We start from the raw sequence: 18,565 nt of genomic DNA, 5'->3' as shown, positions 1-18,565 counted from the left end.
CCCGCCGTCACAGAGAGAGTCGGCCGATGGTGCAAGCGCAGGCGAGGTCGGCGGTGGCGCGGCTCGCGAGATCCGTGCTGTCGGTCCGGCCCCTGGTCGAAGGGCTGGGTGGACCGGTCAGGGTCGTTGCGGAGGGCCGCGACGCCAGCGGCGCACCGACCGGCTGGTCCGCCCGGCAGTGGCACGACGTCGAACAGGTCCTCGGACGGGTCGCCCGGCAGGCCGGCGTCCCGTCGCTCGCCCTGAGCCGCGACGTCGCCTCCGGCGACCTTCAGGTCTTCGAGCGCGTGGTGAGCGACCGCCTGGCCCTGGCGGACCTGGTCGACGCCGTCACGCCTATGCCGGACGGTCTGCTGACCGACATCGACCGGATCACCGCCGAGGCCGTCGCGAACAGCTTCGACGGGTTCTTCAGCCGGCAGAGCACACGCTCGCACGACGGACTCCCGCTCAACGTGTACAGCGCCGGGCCTCCCGGCGAGACTGTCGTCGTCGTACCCGCCTGCGGAATGCCCGCCGCGCTCGCGGAGTCGTGGATGCGCTTCCTGGCGCGGGACCGCCGGGTCCTGGCCTGGGAGAGCCGGGGTCTGTTCGGGGCCGCCGACCACAGTGACGACTACGCCGTCGACACCGCCGCGCAGGCCGCCGACCTGTTCACCGTCATGGACCACTACGGGGTGGCCGACGCGCACGTGGTGGGCCTCTGCGGCGGTGCGGTGATCGGCCTGGCCGCCGCGGCGAGCCGGCCCGAACGGATCCTGTCGCTCAGCCTGTGGCACGGCGCCTACGAGTTCGCCTGCGGCTCGCCGCGAACCCGGTTCCAGAACGACCTGATCGAGCTGATGACCATCGCCGCACACAGCCGGGCCGCCGCGCGGTCGGTCCAGGCAGCCTTCTGGCAGGTGGCGCTCACCAGCACGCCCGCCGAGGTGGCGCATCTGGTGCTGTACCCCTACACCAGCGCCGAACTCTTCTACAGGTACTGCCGGCTCAACGGCGCCCTCGCCCGTACCGACGTGGAGCAGTACCTCACTCACGTCAGACAGCCCACGCTCGTGGTCACGAGCGAGGACGACGAGACCGCGCACCCGCAGGGTTCGCGGCAGCTGGCCGAGGGCCTGCCGAACGCACGCCTGCGGATGGAACCGCACGGCGACCACGCCTCCCTGTTCCACGCCGACAGCACCGCCCTGATGCAGGCGGCCGCCGACTTCATCGCGCATCCGACCACGCGGGGGGACGTGGCCCACGCCTAGCATCGGGTGAATTCTCGTCAATGGAGGACACCATGAGCGACTTCACTGTCAAACCGCTCGGTCCGGACACGTGGGACGCGTTCGCACGGCTCGTCGAGAAGCACAACGGGGTATGGGGCGGCTGCTGGTGCATCTACTTCCACCCCTCCTGTGCCGAGCGGGGACAGGGCGCCGAGGTCAACCGCAGTCTCAAACAGCGGCTGGTCAACGAGGGACGGGCCCACGCCGCACTGGTGTTCGACGATGACGCGGCAGTCGCCTGGTGCGAGTACGGCACGCCTGACGAACTGCCGAACGTCCAGCACGGCAAGCAGTACCTTGCCGAACTCGACATCCTGCCGGACCACCGGATCACCTGCTTCTTCGTCGACCGCGACTACCGTCGCAAAGGCGTGTCCCGGGTCGCGCTCGACGGAGCCCTCAGCCTGATCGCGCAGGGCGGCGGCGGGCTCGTGGAGTCCTACCCCCAGGACACCGCCGGGAAGAAGACCTCGGCCTCCTTCCTCTACAACGCCACGCGCAGCCTGTTCGAGCAGGCGGGATTCGCCTACATCCGGCCCAAGGGCAAGAGCCACTGTGTGATGCGCAAGGAGGTTCCGGCGACGTCTCCGCCGACGAGGCGACATGAACGGTGAGCCGTCCGTCGCGTCGATCACGTGGGCCGCCGAGGTGCTGCGACCCGTGGTACGCCGTACTCCCCTCGATCCGAACGCGCGCCTGAGCGCCGCCGCCGGCGTACCCGTGTGGCTCAAGCGCGAGGATCTCCAGCTGTGCCGCTCGTACAAGGTCCGTGGCGCGTACAACGCGATCGCCTCACTCACCGCGGGCCAGCGCGCCCACGGTGTGGTCTGCGCGAGCGCGGGCAACCACGGACAGGGCGTCGCGTTCACGTGCCGGCAGCTGGCCGTTCCCGGGCGCGTGTTCCTGCCGGCCACTGTGACTCGGCAGAAGCGGGAACGCATCGCGTCGCTTGGCGACGGCGTGGTGCGCACCGTCGTCGTGGCCGGCGCCGACTTCGCCGCCACCACAACCGCCGCGCTGGAGGACTGCGAACGCACCGGTGGCGCCTACGTGCACCCGTTCGACAATCCCGCTGTCGTGGCCGGGCAGGCCACAGTCGCTGTCGAGGTGGTCGAGCAGCTCGGCGGCGGCGTCGGCACGGTGATCGTTCCGGTCGGCGGCGGCGGGCTGGTAGCGGGAATGCTGACGTGGCTCAAGCACAGGCTGCCGGGCGTGACGGTCATCGGCGCCGAACCGGCGGGCGCGGCGAGCATGCGGGCCGCACTCGACCACGGCGGGCCCACCGCGCTGCGTCCGATCGACACGTTCGTCGACGGCGCCGCCGTTCCGTCGGTAGGGCGGATCGGTTACCGGGTCGTGCGCGACCTGCTGGACGAGCTGGTGTCCGTGCCCGAGGACGCGGTCTGCGCCGAGATGGTCGACCTGTACCAGACCGACGGCATCATCGCCGAACCGGCCGGAGCGCTCGCGAGCGCCGCGTTGCGGATGCCGCTGCGCAGCCCGCTCCGCGGGCCTGTGGTGTGCGTGCTCTCCGGGGGAAACAACGACATCCACCGGTACGGCGAGATCCTCGAACGGACCGGCAGGTACGTCGGGCGCGAGGTGAACCGCCCGCAGCTGGTGACGGGCGGATAGCGCCGGGAGGTCGCCGCATTCGGTGACGTGTTCCGGTCGGGCCGGCCCTTCAGGATCAAGTGCACGAGTCGGGCCCGTACGCAGGCCAACGCGGGAGGATGGTTCACACATTGGCCCCGGACAGGGTCGCAGTCGTCATGGGAGGAAACCGCGGACTCGGCCTGGAGCTGGTCCGGCGGCTAGCCGAGCTGGACATGCGCGTGGTGCTCACCTGTCGCGTCGCCGAGGACGGTCGCGCGGCGATCGAACGGTTGGGCGGCCTCGCCGACCGGGTGGCGGTACGCCAGGTGGACGTCAGCGACGCGGACAGCGTCGCCTGGCTCGTGACCTGGGTGAACCGGCGCCTCGGCCGGTGCGATGTGCTGGTGAACAACGCCGACGCGTTGTTCGACGACGACGCGGCCGCGGCGAGCGTCGACCTGGAACTGGTCCGCCGGACGCTGGAGACCAACCTGTTCGGTCCGTGGCGGCTTGTCCAGGGGGTCCTGCCGTTGATGCGCGCCGCCGGCTACGGACGGATCGTCAACGTCTCGTCCGGGTCGGCCGCCGACCCCCGCGCAGCATGGGCGAGCCGCGTCTCGATGTCCGCCGTCAACGCGCTGACCCGCGTGTTCGCCGACGAGCTGGCCGGCGACGGGATCCTGGTCAACGCGTGCTGCCCGGAGGCAGGCGCCGACCAGGCCGGCGGTAGTGGGCCGCTGGACGCCTCGACGTCAGCCGACACCGCGGTATGGCTCGCCACCCTGCCGGACGACGGTCCGACCGGACGGCTCTGGCGCGGCCGGAGCCCGATCGACTCCTGACCGCGCCGGAGTCACCGGCCGGCCGGACCGGGCGGGGACGTGGGCAGGCGGAACGGGCGCCCGGTCGTGGTGTGCGTGGCGATGCGGTTGTGGTCGTAGCGGTTCTCGCCACTGACCAGAACGGCGCCGTACCGGTCGAGGCTCACCGTTCCCCCGTACTCCTCCACCACGTCGGTGTCCGGGTAGACGTGCACGGAGGTCGGCACGTACCGGGCTGCGAAGCCGAGCCGCATCGCGTCGGTCTTGCCGGAGTGCGGGTACGACGCGTGCATCAGCGTCGACCAGAACATCACCGCCTCGCCCGGCCGCATGACCATCGGCACGGCCTTGGACTCGTCCGGCCGGAAGTCCGGGTCGACCTGGAGCTGCCGGTAGTCGTAGCCGAAGAAGCCGCGCTTCTTGCCGCTCTTCGTCGCGTTGTTGATCGTGTCCGGCGAGTACTCCATCACCTTGGACTCGTCGTAGTTCATCCGCGTGTACGAGCCGGGGATGAACTCGAGGCAGCCGTTGTCGGTCGTGGCCTCGGTGAAGGCCGTCCAGACCGTGATGGTGCCACCGAACTCGGCGTCCTCGGGCCAGACGATCTGCGGCTTGCCGGAGGCGTTCGCGAACGTGTCGGCCTGGTGCCAGTCGGTGCCCTCGTCGCCGGGGTACTTCGGGAAGAACTCGGTACGCCAGCACAGCACGTCCGGCCCGATCACGCTTGCCACCCGGTCGGTGATCCGCGGGTCGGTGACCAGGTCGGCAAGGAAGCCGTTGTCCAGGTGCCTGTCGTAGTTGGAGATGTTGGTGTTGCCCGACACCGCCGTGTTCTCGGGGTAGACGGCGTTGCGCCGATCCAGCACGGACAGCCGCTCCGACCGCCAGGTGCGCACCATCTCGTCCTCGTCCAGGACGCGGAACGGGCCGAAGAAGCCCTGCCGCCAGAACGTCTCCTGCTGCTCGTCGGTGAGCGCGAACTGTGCGCGGGCGATGTCGGTCATGGCTGCTCGCTCATTTCGGTAGGGGGGCATCGGGCAACGAGTCCGGGTCGTACTCACCGTCGACGGTGAGCGGGAGCCGGGCGACCACGACGGTCCGCTTGGGGATCAGGTGCTCCGGCAGCCGCGTGACAAGGTGCTGGCGCAGGCGGCCGAGGTCGACGGTGCCGTCGGTGCCGACGACGTACGCGGTCGCCGATCCGTCCACCAGCGCGTCGTCCACGTCGGGCAGGTCGCGCAGGGCCGTGAGCGTCTCCAGCGGATCGGCGAACGGTGCGGACGCCGGCCCACCGCCGGCGAAGTCGAGCACGCCGTCGGGCCGCCGCCGGGCCAGCTGACCGGTGGTCAGCTCGCCGACGTGGAGTTCGCCCACCTCGCCGACGGCCGCCGGCCGCCCGGCCCGGTTGCGTACGTCCAACGCGCCGGCCAGTTCCGTGCCGATCGGTACGCGCAGCGGGGCCGTGGCCGCCGTCCATGTCGCCGGGACGGGGTAGCCGGCCAGCGGTCGGCCCGTCGGCGGTCCGCAGTAGACGCCGACCACCTGGCAGCCGGGTGCCAGCGGTCGGAGCCGCTCCACGTCCTGTGCGGTCAGGTCACCACGGTTGGCCACGAACGCGTACCGCAGGTGCGGCAGCGCCGCCTGCGCCAGGTGCGAGGTCAGCGCCCGCAGCGACGGCGGGGTGAGGTACACAGCTGTCACGGCTGTGGTCCGTAGCCAGTCCAGCAACGCATCGGGCTCGTCGTCGGCCGGCAGATGCAGCACAGCCCCGGCGGCCACCGCCGAGGACAGCGCCGACGCCGCGAGACCGGGCGGGCCGGACACGACGGCGAGCCGGTCCTCGCCCGTCAGGCCGAACCGATCGACAGCCCAGTCGGCGGGCTCGGCGGTGCCGGCCGCGTCCGTGTCGGCGGTTTGCCGGAGCGCGGCGATCAGTGCCGCCAGCCTGCTGCCGGCAGCCGGGCGATCCGGTCCGGCCGGATCGGCGACCGCGTCCGCGAGCTGCCGGTCGGTCCACTCCCGCTCCCCGTCGACAACCGCGACGCGGTCCGGCGCCCGCTCCGCCCGAGGCTCCCCGACGGTACGAGGCTCGGCGGCCACTGTCGCGGCCGGACCAACGGCGGCCGGTGAGCCGGACAGCTCGTAGTCGAGGATGCCGCCTGTCGGATCGGCGGCCACCGCAGGCAGCAACGCGGCGATCTGGTCCAGGAACGCCTGCATCGCGGCGGTGTCGTAGCGGTCGGCGTGGTAGAGCAGTTCGAGCCGGAACTCGCCGGTGCCGTCCCCGCCCTCGTGCACGTTCAGGTTGAGATCGACCTTGCCCGGCTGGGGTGGCGGTTCCACGCCCTCCACCTCGACGCCGGGCAGCCGGAACCTGCCCTCGGCCGTGTCGATCATGCTCACGAGCGTCTGGAACAACGGCGTACGCGACGGGTCGCGGACCACCGGCAGCTCCCGGAGCAGGAGGTTGATCTGCGTTTCGCCGTGGTTGACGCAGTCGTCGATGCACGCCCGGCGGACCCGGCGCAGCAGCTCGTCGAAGCCGGGAGCGCCGCCGAGGTCGATCCGCACCGGGACGGTGTTGACGAACAGGCCGAGCAGCGCGTCCACCCCGGCATCGCGGCGGGTGTTCACCGCGACGCCGATGACCAGGTCGTCCTGGCCGGACCAGCGGTGCAGCACGGTGGAGAACAGCGCGACAGTGGCCATGAACGGCGTCACCTCGTGCTCCCGGCACAGCCGCCTCAACGCCGCGGCGTCGGCGGAGCCCAGCGTTGCCCGGACCCGGCCACCGACAGCGCCCTGAGCCGGAGATCGACGGCGTGCCGTCGGCAGGTCCACCGCCGCCGGCGCCCCGGCCAGCCGGTCGCGCCAGTAGTCGACCTGGGCCGCGCGCCGCTCGGCGGTCAGCCACCGTCGCTGCCATGCGGCGTAGTCCCCGTACTGGACGCGCAGGGCTGGCAGCTCGGCGGCTGCGGTGTCCCCGCCGACCGCGTACAGGGCGGACAGCTCGCGCAGGAACAGGCCTACCGACCACGCGTCGGAGATGACGTGGTGGATCGTGATGCTCACCAGGTGATCGGTGTCGCTCTGGCGAACCAGCAGGCAGCGGAACAACGGTCCCCGAGCGAGGTCGAACGGCGTGGCCGCCTGGTCGTCCGCGAGCCGCTCGGCCACCTCCGGCCGGTCGGCGTCGGCCCGGTCGATCCGCCAGGCCGGGTCGGGCGGCGCCACGTGTGGCACGGCCTGGCCGCGGACCACCGGGAACGTCGTCCGAAGGATCTCGTGCCGGTCGACGATCGCCCGGACACTGCGCTCCAGCGCCGCGACGTCAAGCGCTCCGCGCAGCCGCAGGCGGCCGTGCACGTGGTAGGCGGCACCGGGCCGGATCTGGGATTCCAGCCACAACCGCTCCTGGTCGAACGATAGGACCGGTGGTTCGTCAGCCGGCCGTGGCGACACCTCCGGGCGGTCGGTCGGGTCCGGCGGGCCTTCCGCCGGTGCGGGCAGCGCTGCCGCCAGGTCGGACAGGCGCGAGTTCTCGAAGACCAGCCGCAGCGGCAGTGACGAGCCGGCCCGCGCGCGCAGCCGGCCGAGCACCTGACCGGCCAGCAGGGAGTCCCCGCCGAGGTCGAAGAAATCGTCGTCCCGCCCGACGCGGTCGAGTTCGAGAACCTGCTGCCACACCTCGGCGACCAGTTCCTCGTCGGCGCCGCGCGGCGGATCGCTCTGAGCACCACTTGTCGGATCGGCCGGCGGCGGCAACGCCAGACGATCGACCTTGCCATTGGGTGTGTGCGGCAGTTCGTCGAGCACCACCAGGCTGCCCGGGACCATGACGACCGGCAGCGTCCGGCGCAGGTACGCCCGCACCCCGTCCAGGTCGATGCCGTCTGCTGGGCGCGCCACCAGGTAGCCGACCAGACGGTCGCCGTACAGCGCGACCACAGCGTCGCGGACGTCGGGATGGTTCTGCAGCGTGGTCTCCACCTCGCCGAGTTCGATCCGCTGCCCCCGCACCTTGACCTGGAAGTCCTGCCGACCCAGGTAGAGCAGGGCACCGTCGGAGCGGTAGCGCACCAGGTCGCCGGTCCGGTACATGCGGTCGCCGGGCGCTGTCGCGAACGGGTCGGCGACGTACCGGGCGGCGGTCAGCCCGGACCGGTTGATGTAGCCGCGGCTCAAGCCACGCCCGGCCAGGTACAGCTCCCCGACCGCGCCGACCGGCACCTGACGCAACGCCCGGTCCAGGACGTACGCGCGCGCGTCCGGCAGCAGCGCGCCGATCGGAGGCGGCTGCTCGCCGGGCCGGAGCCGGGCGTACGTCGAGTAGGTGGTGTCCTCGGTCGGACCGTAGAGGTTGATCACGGCCTCGATGTGCCCTGTGGCGTAGAGGTCGTCCACAAGGGTCCCGGTGATCGCCTCGCCGCCCAGGCCCACCACCCGCACACTGCGGGGCAGGGCCTCCACCTCGACGAGCGCCTTCGCGGCAGACGGTACGACGCTCATCATCGTCACGTCCGGTACGTCGGCGAGCAGCGAGAGGGCGTTGTCGACGATCACCGCGGTGCCGCCCGCGCACAGCGGCGCGAAGAACTCGGGAACCGACACGTCGAAGCAGATCGACGTGGACGCGAGCACCCGGGACAGGTGGGCCGGCGCGAACGTCCGCCGGACCCAGGTCACCATCGTCACCGCGCTGTCGTGGGTGAGCAGCACGCCCTTCGGCATGCCGGTCGAACCCGACGTGTACAGCACGTACGCCGAGGCGTCGGGTGGCACCGGCGGCCCGTCCACAGCGGACACCGGCCGCTCGTCGAGCGCGGCCAGCTCGGCGGCGGTCACCACCATCCGGGCCGCGCTGTCCTGGAGCATGAAGGCCGTACGGTCGGCCGGGTAGGCGGGATCGAGCGGAAGGTACGCCGCCCCGGCCTTGAGGATGCCCAGCATCGCCACGGCCAGGTCGACGGACCGGCCGAGCCGGATGCCGACCATGTCCCCGGCGCACACCGCCCGGTCCCGCAGGTAGTGGGCCATCTGGTTGGAGCGCTCGTCGAGCTGCCGATAGGTAAGCGTTCGACGGGAGTCCTGCACGGCGACAGCGTCGGGCGTGCGGGCTACCTGCTGGGTGAACGCATCGTGCAGGGTGAGTGGCGGGTCACCGGCGGCCGGACCGCGCCCCCACCGGTCGAGCAGCGCGCGGTCCGTGTCGGTGAGCGTGTCGAGCTGGTCGACCGGCAGATCCGGTTCGGCCAGCGCCCGGGCCAGCAGGACCGGCAGCCGCTCGGCCATCCGGGCTGCCGTCACCGGGTCGAAGAGTTCTGTCCGGTAGTCCCAGCTGCCCCACAGCCGGCCCCGCGCCCGCCACAGGTGGAGGTCCACGTCGTAGCGCAGGCCGGGACGGCCGACAGTCACCCGTTCGAGGGGCGCGCCGGCCAGTGTCGGTTCGCCCGTCTCCCCGTGGAAGACCAGGCTGGCGGAGACCAGGGACCCGTCGAGGCTCCGGCCCGGCGCCAACGCCGCGACCACGTCCTCGAAGGCCACCCCGCGGTGGGCGAAGCCGGCCAGGAAGCTGTCCCGGGCACGCCGGACCAGCTCCCGGAACGATGGACGGCCGCTCAGGTCGGCCCGGAACACGACCAGGTCGGCGAGCAGACCCACAGCGCCGTGCCGGCCCCGCCCCGACCGTCCGGACTCGGGGAAACCGACAGCGAAGTCGTCCTGTCCGCTGTGCTCACCGAGCAGGAGCTGAAACGCCGCGAGCAGGACCATGAACACAGTGGCCCGCTCGGTCTGTCCCAGTCGCTCGGCTGCCGCGACGACGTCCGGTCCGATGGTCAGCGGTACCGAGTCCGCGGCGAACGTCGGCCGCGGCGGGCTCCCGTGGTCGGCCGGCAGGTCGAGTTCCGGCAGGTTGGCCAGCCGTTCCCGCCAGTAGTCAAGCGCCCCGGGGCGGGGCGGCGCGGGGTCGGGGCTGGGCACCGTGTCGTCCGGCCCGCCGGTCAGCTCGCCGCGGTACGCGCGGTCGAGCTCGGTGAGGAGCACGCGCATCGAGCCGCCGTCGCAGACCAGGTGGTGCGCGACGAACACGAGCAGGCGCTCGTTGTCGGTCAACCGGAGGACGTGTACCCGGACCAGCGGCCCGTTCGCGATGTCGAACGGTTCGGTGACGAGCCGCCGCGCATGTTCGAAGGCGGCGACCGCGCGCTGCGCCGGCTCCAGGTGGGTCAGGTCCGTCCGTTCGGCCCGCAGCGTCGTCCAGTCGTGCACGATGCGGACCGGACCACTGCCGTTCGCGTCCGCGAACGTGCTGCGCAGGGCCGGGTGCCGGCGGAGCACGACGGACAGCGCGTCGTCGAGCCGGTCCTCGTCGAGTGCGCCGGTGTGCCTGGCGACGTGCTGCAGGTTGAAGACCGCGGTGCCCGGGTAGAGCCGTTCGAAGACGAGGACGCCCCGCTGCGCTGTCGACACCGGGGCCGGGCCGGGCCGGGTCGCCGGCGCGGGATCGCCGGAGCGCCAGCGCTGGACGAGGTGCCGCCCGACCGCAGGTTCCATCACGAGACGCTCGCGTGGCTGTCGATCGCGGCGAGCCGCTCGCGGACCTGACCCGGTGTGCTGCCCTCGCTCAGCCACCGGTCCATCAGCGCGTCCGCGACGGCACGCGGTGTGGTGGCGGCGAGGACCGTTTCGAAGGGCACGTCCAGACCCACTGTGTCGCCCAGCACGTCGGCGGCCTCGCCCGCGCGCACCGAGTCCACGCCCAGGTCCACGAGGCGATCGGTCGGTCGGCACTCGTCGACGTCGCACAGTTCGGCGACGATGCCGCAGATCACGCCGGCCAGGTCCGCGACCGCGGCGTCCCGGTCCCGCCGTTGGGCCAGCGCACCGAGCAGGGCCGGGTCGGCGACCACCGAGCCGTCGTACGCTCCCGCCAGCAGGGCATCGCGGCAGTTGGCCCGGCGTACCTTGCCGCTCGACGTACGTGGGACCGATCGCGGTGGCACCAGCGCGACGGCGCCCAGCCGCAGGCCGGTCCGCGCCAACACCTCGGCCCGCACGTCCCCGACGAGGGCCGGGGCTGGCCGGCCCCGCACCTCCAGCACGAGGCAGGCGAACGGCTCGGGTTCGATGTCGACAAGGAACGCGGCGGCCGTGCCGACGGCCTTGCCAGCCGCGTCCAGGGCGGCGGCCTCCACGTCGATCGCGTGGTGGTTGACGCCGCGGAGAACGATGACGTCCTTCTTCCGCCCGGTCACGAACATCTCGCCGCCGGCCCGGTAGCCCAGGTCGCCGGTGCGCAGGTAACGGACACCGTCGAGGTCGCCGAACAGGTCGTCCTGGTCGCGGCCGGACAGGTAACCAGGTGTGATGTGGGGTCCCGCCACCCATATCTCACCCTCGTCGCCGTCGCCCACCGGGGACAGACCCTCCGGATCGACCACAGCGATCCGCTGGCCCGGCACCGGCGTCCCACAACTGACCGGACCGGGGGCCGGCCGCCAGTGACCGGCGCTTACCATCAGTGTCGCCTCGGCCAGCCCGTAGCAGGGCAGGAACGCCTCGGGACGGAACCCGACCGGGGCGAAGGTCTCGGCGAACTCGGTGAGCGTGCGGTGCCGGACCGCCTCGCCACCGTTGAAGGCCACCCGCCATCCCGACAGGTCCAGTCCGGCGAGCGCCTCCGGCCCGCGCAGGCGCGCCCGGCGTACGCACAGGGCGTACGCGAAGTCCGGCCCGCCGCTGGCCGTCGCACCGCTCTCGGTCACCTGCCGCAGCCACCACAGCGGCGACTTGAGGAAGTCACCCGGCGGCATGATGCGGATCGTGATGCCCGCCCCGACCGGGGTCAGCAGGCCGCCGATGAGGCCCATGTCGTGGTAGGGCGGTAGCCAGACCAGCCCGCGAGCGGTCTCGGTCAGCTGGAACCGGTCGGCGATGCCCGCGACGTTCGCAAGGACGCTGTCGTGCCGGACCAGCACACCGCGCGGCTTCCCGGTGCTGCCCGACGTGTACTGCACGATCGCCACATCCGTCGCAGCGCTCCGGCCCTGCCTGCTCCACGGCCCGCCGTCCGCCTCCGAACCGGGCACTGTCAGCGCCGCCGGCACCGCCGCCAGTTCCGGATGCGTCTGCTCCGCGATCACGACCGACGGGCGGGCGTCGGCCACGATGCCGTCCAGCCGGCCCCGGTCTGGCCCGCTCGACCCGGGCGGGTAGGCCGGGATCACCGAACGTCCGGCGAGGAAGGCACCGAAGACCGCCACGGGGTAGTCCAGCCCCGCCGGAACGGCCAGCAGCACCGGACCGTCGTCGCCGCACCCGGCGATCTGCTCGGCCAGGGCGGACGCGCGTGTGGCCACCTGGGCGTAGCTGAGTGCGCTCACCTCGCCGGCGGCATCGACACATTCGTAGGCGACGGCGTCCGGCGTCGATTCGGCCCGGATCAGCAGCACGTCGGCCAAGGACTGGGTGGCCATGCCCAGAACGTATCGGGCCTGCTCGCGCCGTAGCTGTCCCCTAAAGCGGGGTAGTGGTCAGGCCAGAGCCGCGTACTGTCCATCGTGGTACAGCAGGGGGCTGCCGTCGCCGATCTGGGCTTCCAACGGCTCGGCGAGGACGATCACGTGATCGCCGGCGGGGATCCGCGCCGAGACGTGACACACCAACCAGGCGAGGCTCCGGGGCAGCAGCGGCACGCCGTACGGCCCGGGGCGCCAGCCGGTCGCGGCGAAGCGGTCGATGCCGCGGGTGGCGAACGTACGCGCCAGGTCGGCCTGCCCGGCGTCCAGCACGTGCACCGCCACGTGTTCGGCCTCCCGCAGCATGGGCCAGCTCGACGAGCCTCGGTCGACGCAGAACGACATGACCGGTGGGCGCAGCGACACGGAGGTGAACGACGTCGCGGTGAACCCGAAGGGCCGACCGTCGCCGGCCGCCGTCACCACTGTCACAGTTGTGGCCCAGCGGCGGAGGAGGCGGCGCAGATGCTCCGCCCCGACCGTCTCGTGAGCCGGCGACGTCACCTGGCCGGCTGACCCGTTTGCCGGGCCAGCTCGGCCAGGTGTCGCAGGGACCCGAGCACGTCCTGGCGGGGCACGCCGAAGTCGATCAGACAGGCGATCTCGTCGACACCTATCGCCTCGAGCCGGCTCACCATGTCGGCCCCGTCGGCCACAGTGCCGAACAGGCCGCTACTGGTGAAGTAGCGGTCGAAAGCGTGCGCGATGAGGAACTCCTTGTCCCGCTCCGGCAGCCGGTTCGGGTCGAAGCCGGGCGGCAGGATGCTCGCGGCCGCCTTGACGATCAGGTCGGCGGAGCTGCGCAGGTAGTTGCTCATCGGCTCGCGGACCTGTTCGCGCACCTCGGCCCGGTCCGTGCCGATCAGCGTGTGCAGCATCAGCACGACGTGTCCCGGCGCCCCGCCCAGCTCCGACCGGTAGGTGGCGATGTTCTCGGCGAGCCGGGCGTGATCCTGACCGAGCATGTGGGTCAGCAGCCCGGCGCCGAGGCGGCCGGCGGTCCGGAACGTCTCCGGCGAGCCGGCGCTTGTCACCCACACCGGCAGTTCGGGCTGCACGGGCGCAGGGAAGATACGGACGGCACGCTTCTCCCCCGCGCCGTCGGGAAACTCGACCTCCTCGCCGCGCCACAACCGGCGTACGGTGTCCACGGTCTCGGCCGTCACGTTCTTGCGGTCGGCGTAGTTCTCCGGCCGCAGCACGAAGTCGGCCGCGTGCCAGCCGGACGCGAACGACAGCCCCACCCGGCCCTTGGACAGGTTGTCGACGACCGACCACTCCTCCGCGATGCGGGCCGGGTGGTGCAGGGGCGCCACCACGCTGCCCGCCCGGACGCCCACCCGCTCGGTCACGGCGGCCACCGCGGCCCCGGTGACCGCGGGGTTCGGGTACAGGCCGCCGAACGAGTGGAAGTGCCGCTCCGGCGTCCAGACCGCCGTGAACCCGTTGGCGTCGGCGAATCGGGCGCTCTCCAGCAGGAGGCGGTAACCGTCGTCGCCGGCGGCGCCTCCGTCGGCGAAGAAGAACAGGCTGTAGTCCACCACCACTCCCGTCGGGTCAGAGCCGGCTGAGCAGAGCGTCGAGCCGGGATTGGTCGACGCGGGCGAGCGGGAAGTCGGTCGGCGAGTGCGTGGTCTCGGCCGGTTGCCGCGCCGCCTCGATGAGCGCCTCAAGTTCGGCGAGGTAACTGTCGGCCTGGACCTGCATGGTCTGCTGGTCGTGCCGGATCTCGCTGTAGCGCCAGCGGACCACCAGGGCGCCGCCGGCCAGCGACGCCTCGACAGCGATCGGGTACGGCCGTCGCCCACGAGGGCTGGCGTCCGGGCCGACCGGAGCGGACGCCGAGGTGAAGCCGGGCGGGTCGACGTCGCCGAGGTACGTGAAGGCCAGCTCGACCGGCACTGCGGGCACCGGCTCGGGGTCGAACCGCAGCAGCGACCATCCGACACCGTCGGCGGGCACCGCGCGCAACGCCTCCTTGACCGCCTTCAGGCTCGTCTCGGGCGTGTCGTCCGGGTCGCCGGTCAGCGGCAGCGGATGGGTTTGGCTGACCCAGCCCACTGTGCGGCCCAGGTCGACGTCGTCGAACAGCGCCGCGCGGGCGGGCCGCTCGACGTCGACCAGATGCCGCCCGGCGCCGCTCCACGCGCGCAGGGTCCGGCCGAGCGCCGTGAGCAGCAACTCGTCGATCTCGCAGTTGAGCGCCTCCGGGGCTGCGAGCAGCTCGGCCGTCCGTGGGGCGTCGAGCGCCACGGTGATCGTCTGCTCGGTCGCCGCGGTGTCGGCCTCCGGCTCCGCCTGGCGGTCGGCCGGGACCGGGTCGCCGGCCGAGGCGACCAGGTCGGCCCAGAACGCACGTTGCTCCTGCACCGCGGGCGTACGCCCGTACGCGACCAGCCGCCGTACCCACGACTGCCATGACGTCGTCTTCGGCGGCAGCGCCACCGGCTCGCCGGCGGCCAGCGAGGCGAGGGCGCGGCCCAGGTCCTCGACAAGGATCCGCATCGACCAGGCGTCGGCGACCAGGCGGTGGGCGACGATGGCGAGCCGGTCCGGCTGGCCGCCACCGCAGCGGAACCACGCGAACCGGATCAGCGGCCCGACGGCCGGGTCCAGACCTGCCTGGATCTCGGCGCCCACTTCATCCATCCGGCGTCGTTGCGCCGCCTCGTCGAGATCGGTCAGGTCGTACCCGCTGAACGGTGTGAGGTCGCCGCGCGGGGCGATCCGCACGCGCATGCGGTCGGGGCCGGCCAGCAGGATCCGCTGACGCAGCCCGTCGTGGTGGCCCATCAGGTGTTCGACGGCCGTCTCGATCAGCTCCGGCTCGATGAGGGCGGGCAGATCCAGCTTCACCGACCGGTTCCAGTGCCGTGCCTCCGCGATCGCGGCGGCGCCGAACCAACGCTGGCTCGGCGCGACGGGCACCGGACCGATCACGTCGGCCTGCTCGGCGTCGATGGTGGGCGCGGCGCTGGCCGCCACGGCCAGGGTGGCGATCGTGGGGTGCGCGAAGAGGTCCTGCGGGGACAGCCGCAGGCCCGCCTCCTGCGCCCGTGCGACGACCTGGATCGCGAGGATGGAGTCGCCGCCGATCTCGAAGAAGTTGTCGTCGACGCCGACCGGGTCGACGCCGACCACCGCCGAGACGATGCCGGCGAGCGTCCGCTCGATCGGCGACTGCGGTGCCGCGTAGGCCGGGCCCACATCGGGCCGGCCCTCGTCCGGCGCCGGCAGACGGTCCCGGTCGACCTTGCCGTTGGCGGTCAGCGGGATCGCGTCGAGTTGGACGAACGCGGCGGGCACCAGGTACGCCGGCAACTCGCCGTCGAGATACCGGCGCAGCTCGCCGAGGTCGGGCATCCCGTCCGGGCCGGGCACCACGTACGCGATCAGGCGCCTGTCGCCCGGGGCCGGCTCGTGCACCGACACGACGGTCTCGGCGACCCCCGGGTGGCGGCTGAGCACCGACTCGATCTCCAGAGGTTCCACCCGGAAGCCACGGATCTTGACCTGCCGGTCGACCCGGGCGACGAACTCCAGGTTGCCGTCGACCCGCCGGCGGATCAGGTCGCCGGTGCGGTACAGCCGGCGGCCCGGCCGCGCCGGATCAGGGTCGGCGACGAAGCGGTGCGCGGTCAGGCCGGGCTGTCCCACGTAGCCGCGCCCCACGCTGACGCCGCCGATGTACAGCTCCCCGGTGCCGCCGAGCGGCACCGGACGGAGCCGGTGGTCGAGCACGCGCAGGTCCGCCGAGGGCAGCGGGGTGCCGATCGGCAGGTTGGGCCAGTCGACCACCGGCCCGGCCGGGTCCAGGCGGAAGAACGTCGAGGTGACCGTCGTCTCGGTCAGCCCGTAGCAGTTCATCAGCGGTACGTCGAGTTTCCTCCACATGGCCAGCCGGTCGGCGAGGACCGGCTCGCCACCGATGATGACCAGGCGCAGGCACCGGGGCAGCCGCCGGCCGGTCCGGTCGAGTTCACGCACCCACTCGTGCCAGTACGCGGTGGGCAGCTCGATCACTGTCAGCCACTCGCGCTCGATGAGGGCTGTGAGGTCCTCGCCACCGCTCAACAGCGACCGGGCCGGGATGACCACGCAACCGCCGGCCAGCCACGTCGGGAACAACTCCTCGGCGAGCACGTCGAAGCTGGGCGAGGCGAACTGCAGGAACCGGTCGCCGGCGCCGAGCCCGAGCCGGTCCACCACGTCGCGCGCGTACGTCACAAGGGACCGGTGCTCGATCACTGTGCCCTTGGGTCGCCCGGTCGAGCCGGACGTGAACACCACGTAGGCCGGTGCGTCGGGATCCGGTCCCGGCAGGTCGGTGTCGGGGCCGCCGGCCCCGTCGTCCACAAGCACCGTGTGGTCCACCGAGTCGGCCCCGATCGACGCCAGCCGTTCCTCGGAGACCAGCACGCGGACGCCCGCGTCGGCGAGCATGCCGGCGATGCGCTCGGCCGGATAGGCGGCGTCGATCGGCAGGTACGCGGCGCCGGCCTTGAGCACGCCGACGATCGACACGGCCAGCCGGGGTGAGCGGTCCACAAGGATGCCCACAGTGGTGTCGCGGTCGACACCGAGCGCCCGCAGCCGGTGGGCGAGTCGGTTGGCGGAGCGGTTCAGCTCGTCGTAGCTGGTCGGGACGCCGTCGTGCACCACCGCCGGAGCGAACGGGGCCTGTGCGACGCGGCGCTGGAACAGCTCGACGAAGCCCGGCGCATCGTCCCGGGCGGCGTCCGACGTCTGCTCGACCGCCGCCGGGGATGCCGGTGCGACAGCCAGCGGCAGGTCGCCCACCGTCGTGTCGGGCGCGTCGACGAACGCCCGCAGGATCCGGACGAACTGATCGGCGAGCACCTGCATGGTCTCGGCGTCGAACAGCTCGGTCATGTAGATCCACTGCAGTCGCAGCGTGTCGCCGTTCGGGTCGGCGTCCAGCGTCAGGGGCGTGGCGGCGATCAGGTCCGTCTCGATCGTCTCGGCGCTGATGCGCAGGCCCGGGACCTCAAGGTCCCGCTCCGGCGTACGCACGTCGAGCCACATGTCGAACAGGGTGGCGGACGCGGCCTCCAGACCGAGGCCGAGCCGGTCCAGCATGCCGTCCACCGGCAGATCCTGGTGGTCGTAGGCGGTCACCACCGTGTCCCGGGCCTGTCGCACCACAGCTGCGAGGGTCTGCTCGTCGGTGAGCCGCATCCGCATCGGGAGGGCCCCCACGAAGCAGCCGATGAGCGGTTCGAGTTCGGCCCGGTTGCGGCCGGCGACGTTCTCGCCGATGACGACGTCGTCGCGGCCGGTGTACCGGTGCAGCAGCACGGCGCAGGCGGCGAGCAGGAGGATTCCCGGCGATGCGCCCTCGCGCTCGCCCAGGCGGCGCAGGTCGGTGGAGACCGCGGCCGGCAGCTCGGTGAGGTGGGACGCCCCGGCGAACGTCGGGCGCGCCGGGTACGGCCGGTCGGTGGGCAGCCCCAGTCCGGCCGGGATCCCGGCAAGGGTCTCCTGCCAGTGCCGGGTCTCGTCGTCGATCCGCTCCGCCTCGACGGACCGCTGCCAGGCCGCGAAGTCGCCGTACTGGATCTCCAGCGGGTCGAGTGGGGCGCCCACGTAGAGGGTGGCGAACTCCCGGACCAGAAGGCCCACCGAGAACGCGTCGGCGGCCACGTGGTCGGCGGTGATGAAGACGACGTGGGTCTGCTCGGCCAGGCGGAACACGCGGACCCGCAGCCGCAGCGGCTCCCCGGGGTCGAACGGCATCTGGACCTCGGACTGCCAGCTCTCGCGCAGCTCGGCCCGCTGCTCGTCGTCGGCCAGGTGCGACAGATCGACGATGGGTACCGGCACCGACGTGGTCGGGTGCACCACCTGCGCCATGGTCCCGTCGGACTGCATCTCCACCGTGGACCGGAGTATCTCGTGCCGTTCCACCACCTCGGCGAGAACGCGGCGAAGCAGGTCCTCGTCCAGTTCACCCTCGACCCGGAACGCACCCGGGATGGTGATCGACTGGAACTGGGCGAAGGTCCACTCGCGCTGCTGCTGGATCGCCAGCGGTGTGGGCCGGTCGCGGTCACGCGGCTTGATGGCGGTGCTCACCCGGTGACCACGGGCGGCGGCCATCTCGGCGAGGCGTTCCTCCAACCGGGCCCGCTGCTCCGGCGAGAGGGCTGCGATGCGTCGTTGCAGATCAGTCATTGGTCATCCCGTCCCTGTGTCGTCCCGCGGCACTCGTTCCAGCGGGTCGAGTCCGGCGGTCGACGAATGCGTCCACTCCTCCGTCGCCCGCAGCCGCGCCAACGCCATCGCCAACGTATGCGGCAGCCCACGGGCCTTCCCGTCCTCGTTTCACGTG

At 72.3% G+C, this 18,565-nt stretch carries 10 protein-coding genes; 4 read left to right on the top strand and 6 right to left on the bottom strand.

What is annotated here, in order from left to right:
• The first annotated feature begins 26 nt into the window (after nt 1-26).
• The 4 genes from F4558_RS03935 (at nt 27) to F4558_RS03920 (ending at nt 3,715) form a co-directional block, all read left to right on the top strand.
• Entirely contained in the window at nt 27-1,256 is a 1,230-nt protein-coding gene (locus F4558_RS03935; RefSeq protein ID WP_167943240.1) for an alpha/beta fold hydrolase, read from the top strand.
• 32 nt (nt 1,257-1,288) lie between these two features.
• Complete coding sequence (locus F4558_RS03930; RefSeq protein ID WP_053658299.1) at nt 1,289-1,891, top strand: hypothetical protein; 603 nt, start codon at nt 1,289-1,291, stop codon at nt 1,889-1,891.
• Entirely contained in the window at nt 1,881-2,912 is a 1,032-nt protein-coding gene (locus F4558_RS03925) for a pyridoxal-phosphate dependent enzyme (RefSeq protein WP_167943239.1), read from the top strand. The genes F4558_RS03930 and F4558_RS03925 overlap by 11 nt, the downstream gene beginning before the upstream one ends.
• A gap of 98 nt (nt 2,913-3,010) precedes the next feature.
• On the top strand, nt 3,011-3,715 hold the full coding sequence (locus tag F4558_RS03920; protein WP_167943238.1) for an SDR family NAD(P)-dependent oxidoreductase: 705 nt from the start codon (nt 3,011-3,013) through the stop codon (nt 3,713-3,715).
• An 11-nt stretch (nt 3,716-3,726) separates the two neighbouring features.
• Here the strand turns inward: F4558_RS03920 and F4558_RS03915 are convergent, their stop codons facing one another.
• From F4558_RS03915 to F4558_RS03890, 6 genes are read right to left on the bottom strand one after another with little or no spacing between them, the layout of a single operon-like run.
• Entirely contained in the window at nt 3,727-4,698 is a 972-nt protein-coding gene (locus F4558_RS03915) for a chlorinating enzyme (RefSeq protein WP_167943237.1), read from the bottom strand.
• 10 nt (nt 4,699-4,708) lie between these two features.
• Nucleotides 4,709-10,249 carry a non-ribosomal peptide synthetase gene (locus tag F4558_RS03910; protein WP_167943236.1) on the bottom strand — a complete coding sequence of 1,847 codons (5,541 nt, stop codon included), beginning with the start codon at nt 10,247-10,249 and terminating at the stop codon, nt 4,709-4,711.
• Nucleotides 10,249-12,171 carry an AMP-binding protein gene (locus F4558_RS03905; RefSeq protein ID WP_167943235.1) on the bottom strand — a complete coding sequence of 641 codons (1,923 nt, stop codon included), beginning with the start codon at nt 12,169-12,171 and terminating at the stop codon, nt 10,249-10,251. The genes F4558_RS03910 and F4558_RS03905 overlap by 1 nt, the downstream gene beginning before the upstream one ends.
• Nucleotides 12,172-12,228: 57 nt before the next feature.
• Nucleotides 12,229-12,717, bottom strand: coding sequence for a flavin reductase family protein (locus F4558_RS03900; RefSeq protein ID WP_053657867.1), 489 nt, complete (start codon nt 12,715-12,717; stop codon nt 12,229-12,231).
• Complete coding sequence (locus F4558_RS03895; RefSeq protein WP_053658298.1) at nt 12,714-13,754, bottom strand: MupA/Atu3671 family FMN-dependent luciferase-like monooxygenase; 1,041 nt, start codon at nt 13,752-13,754, stop codon at nt 12,714-12,716. The genes F4558_RS03900 and F4558_RS03895 overlap by 4 nt, the downstream gene beginning before the upstream one ends.
• A gap of 16 nt (nt 13,755-13,770) precedes the next feature.
• Nucleotides 13,771-18,408 carry a non-ribosomal peptide synthetase gene (locus F4558_RS03890; RefSeq protein ID WP_167943234.1) on the bottom strand — a complete coding sequence of 1,546 codons (4,638 nt, stop codon included), beginning with the start codon at nt 18,406-18,408 and terminating at the stop codon, nt 13,771-13,773.
• Between the last annotated feature and the right edge of the window lie 157 nt (nt 18,409-18,565).

Origin of the sequence: Micromonospora profundi, assembly GCF_011927785.1 — a bacterium.
Classification (GTDB): domain Bacteria; phylum Actinomycetota; class Actinomycetes; order Mycobacteriales; family Micromonosporaceae; genus Micromonospora; species Micromonospora profundi.
This window is presented reverse-complemented; position numbering and strand designations above follow the sequence as displayed.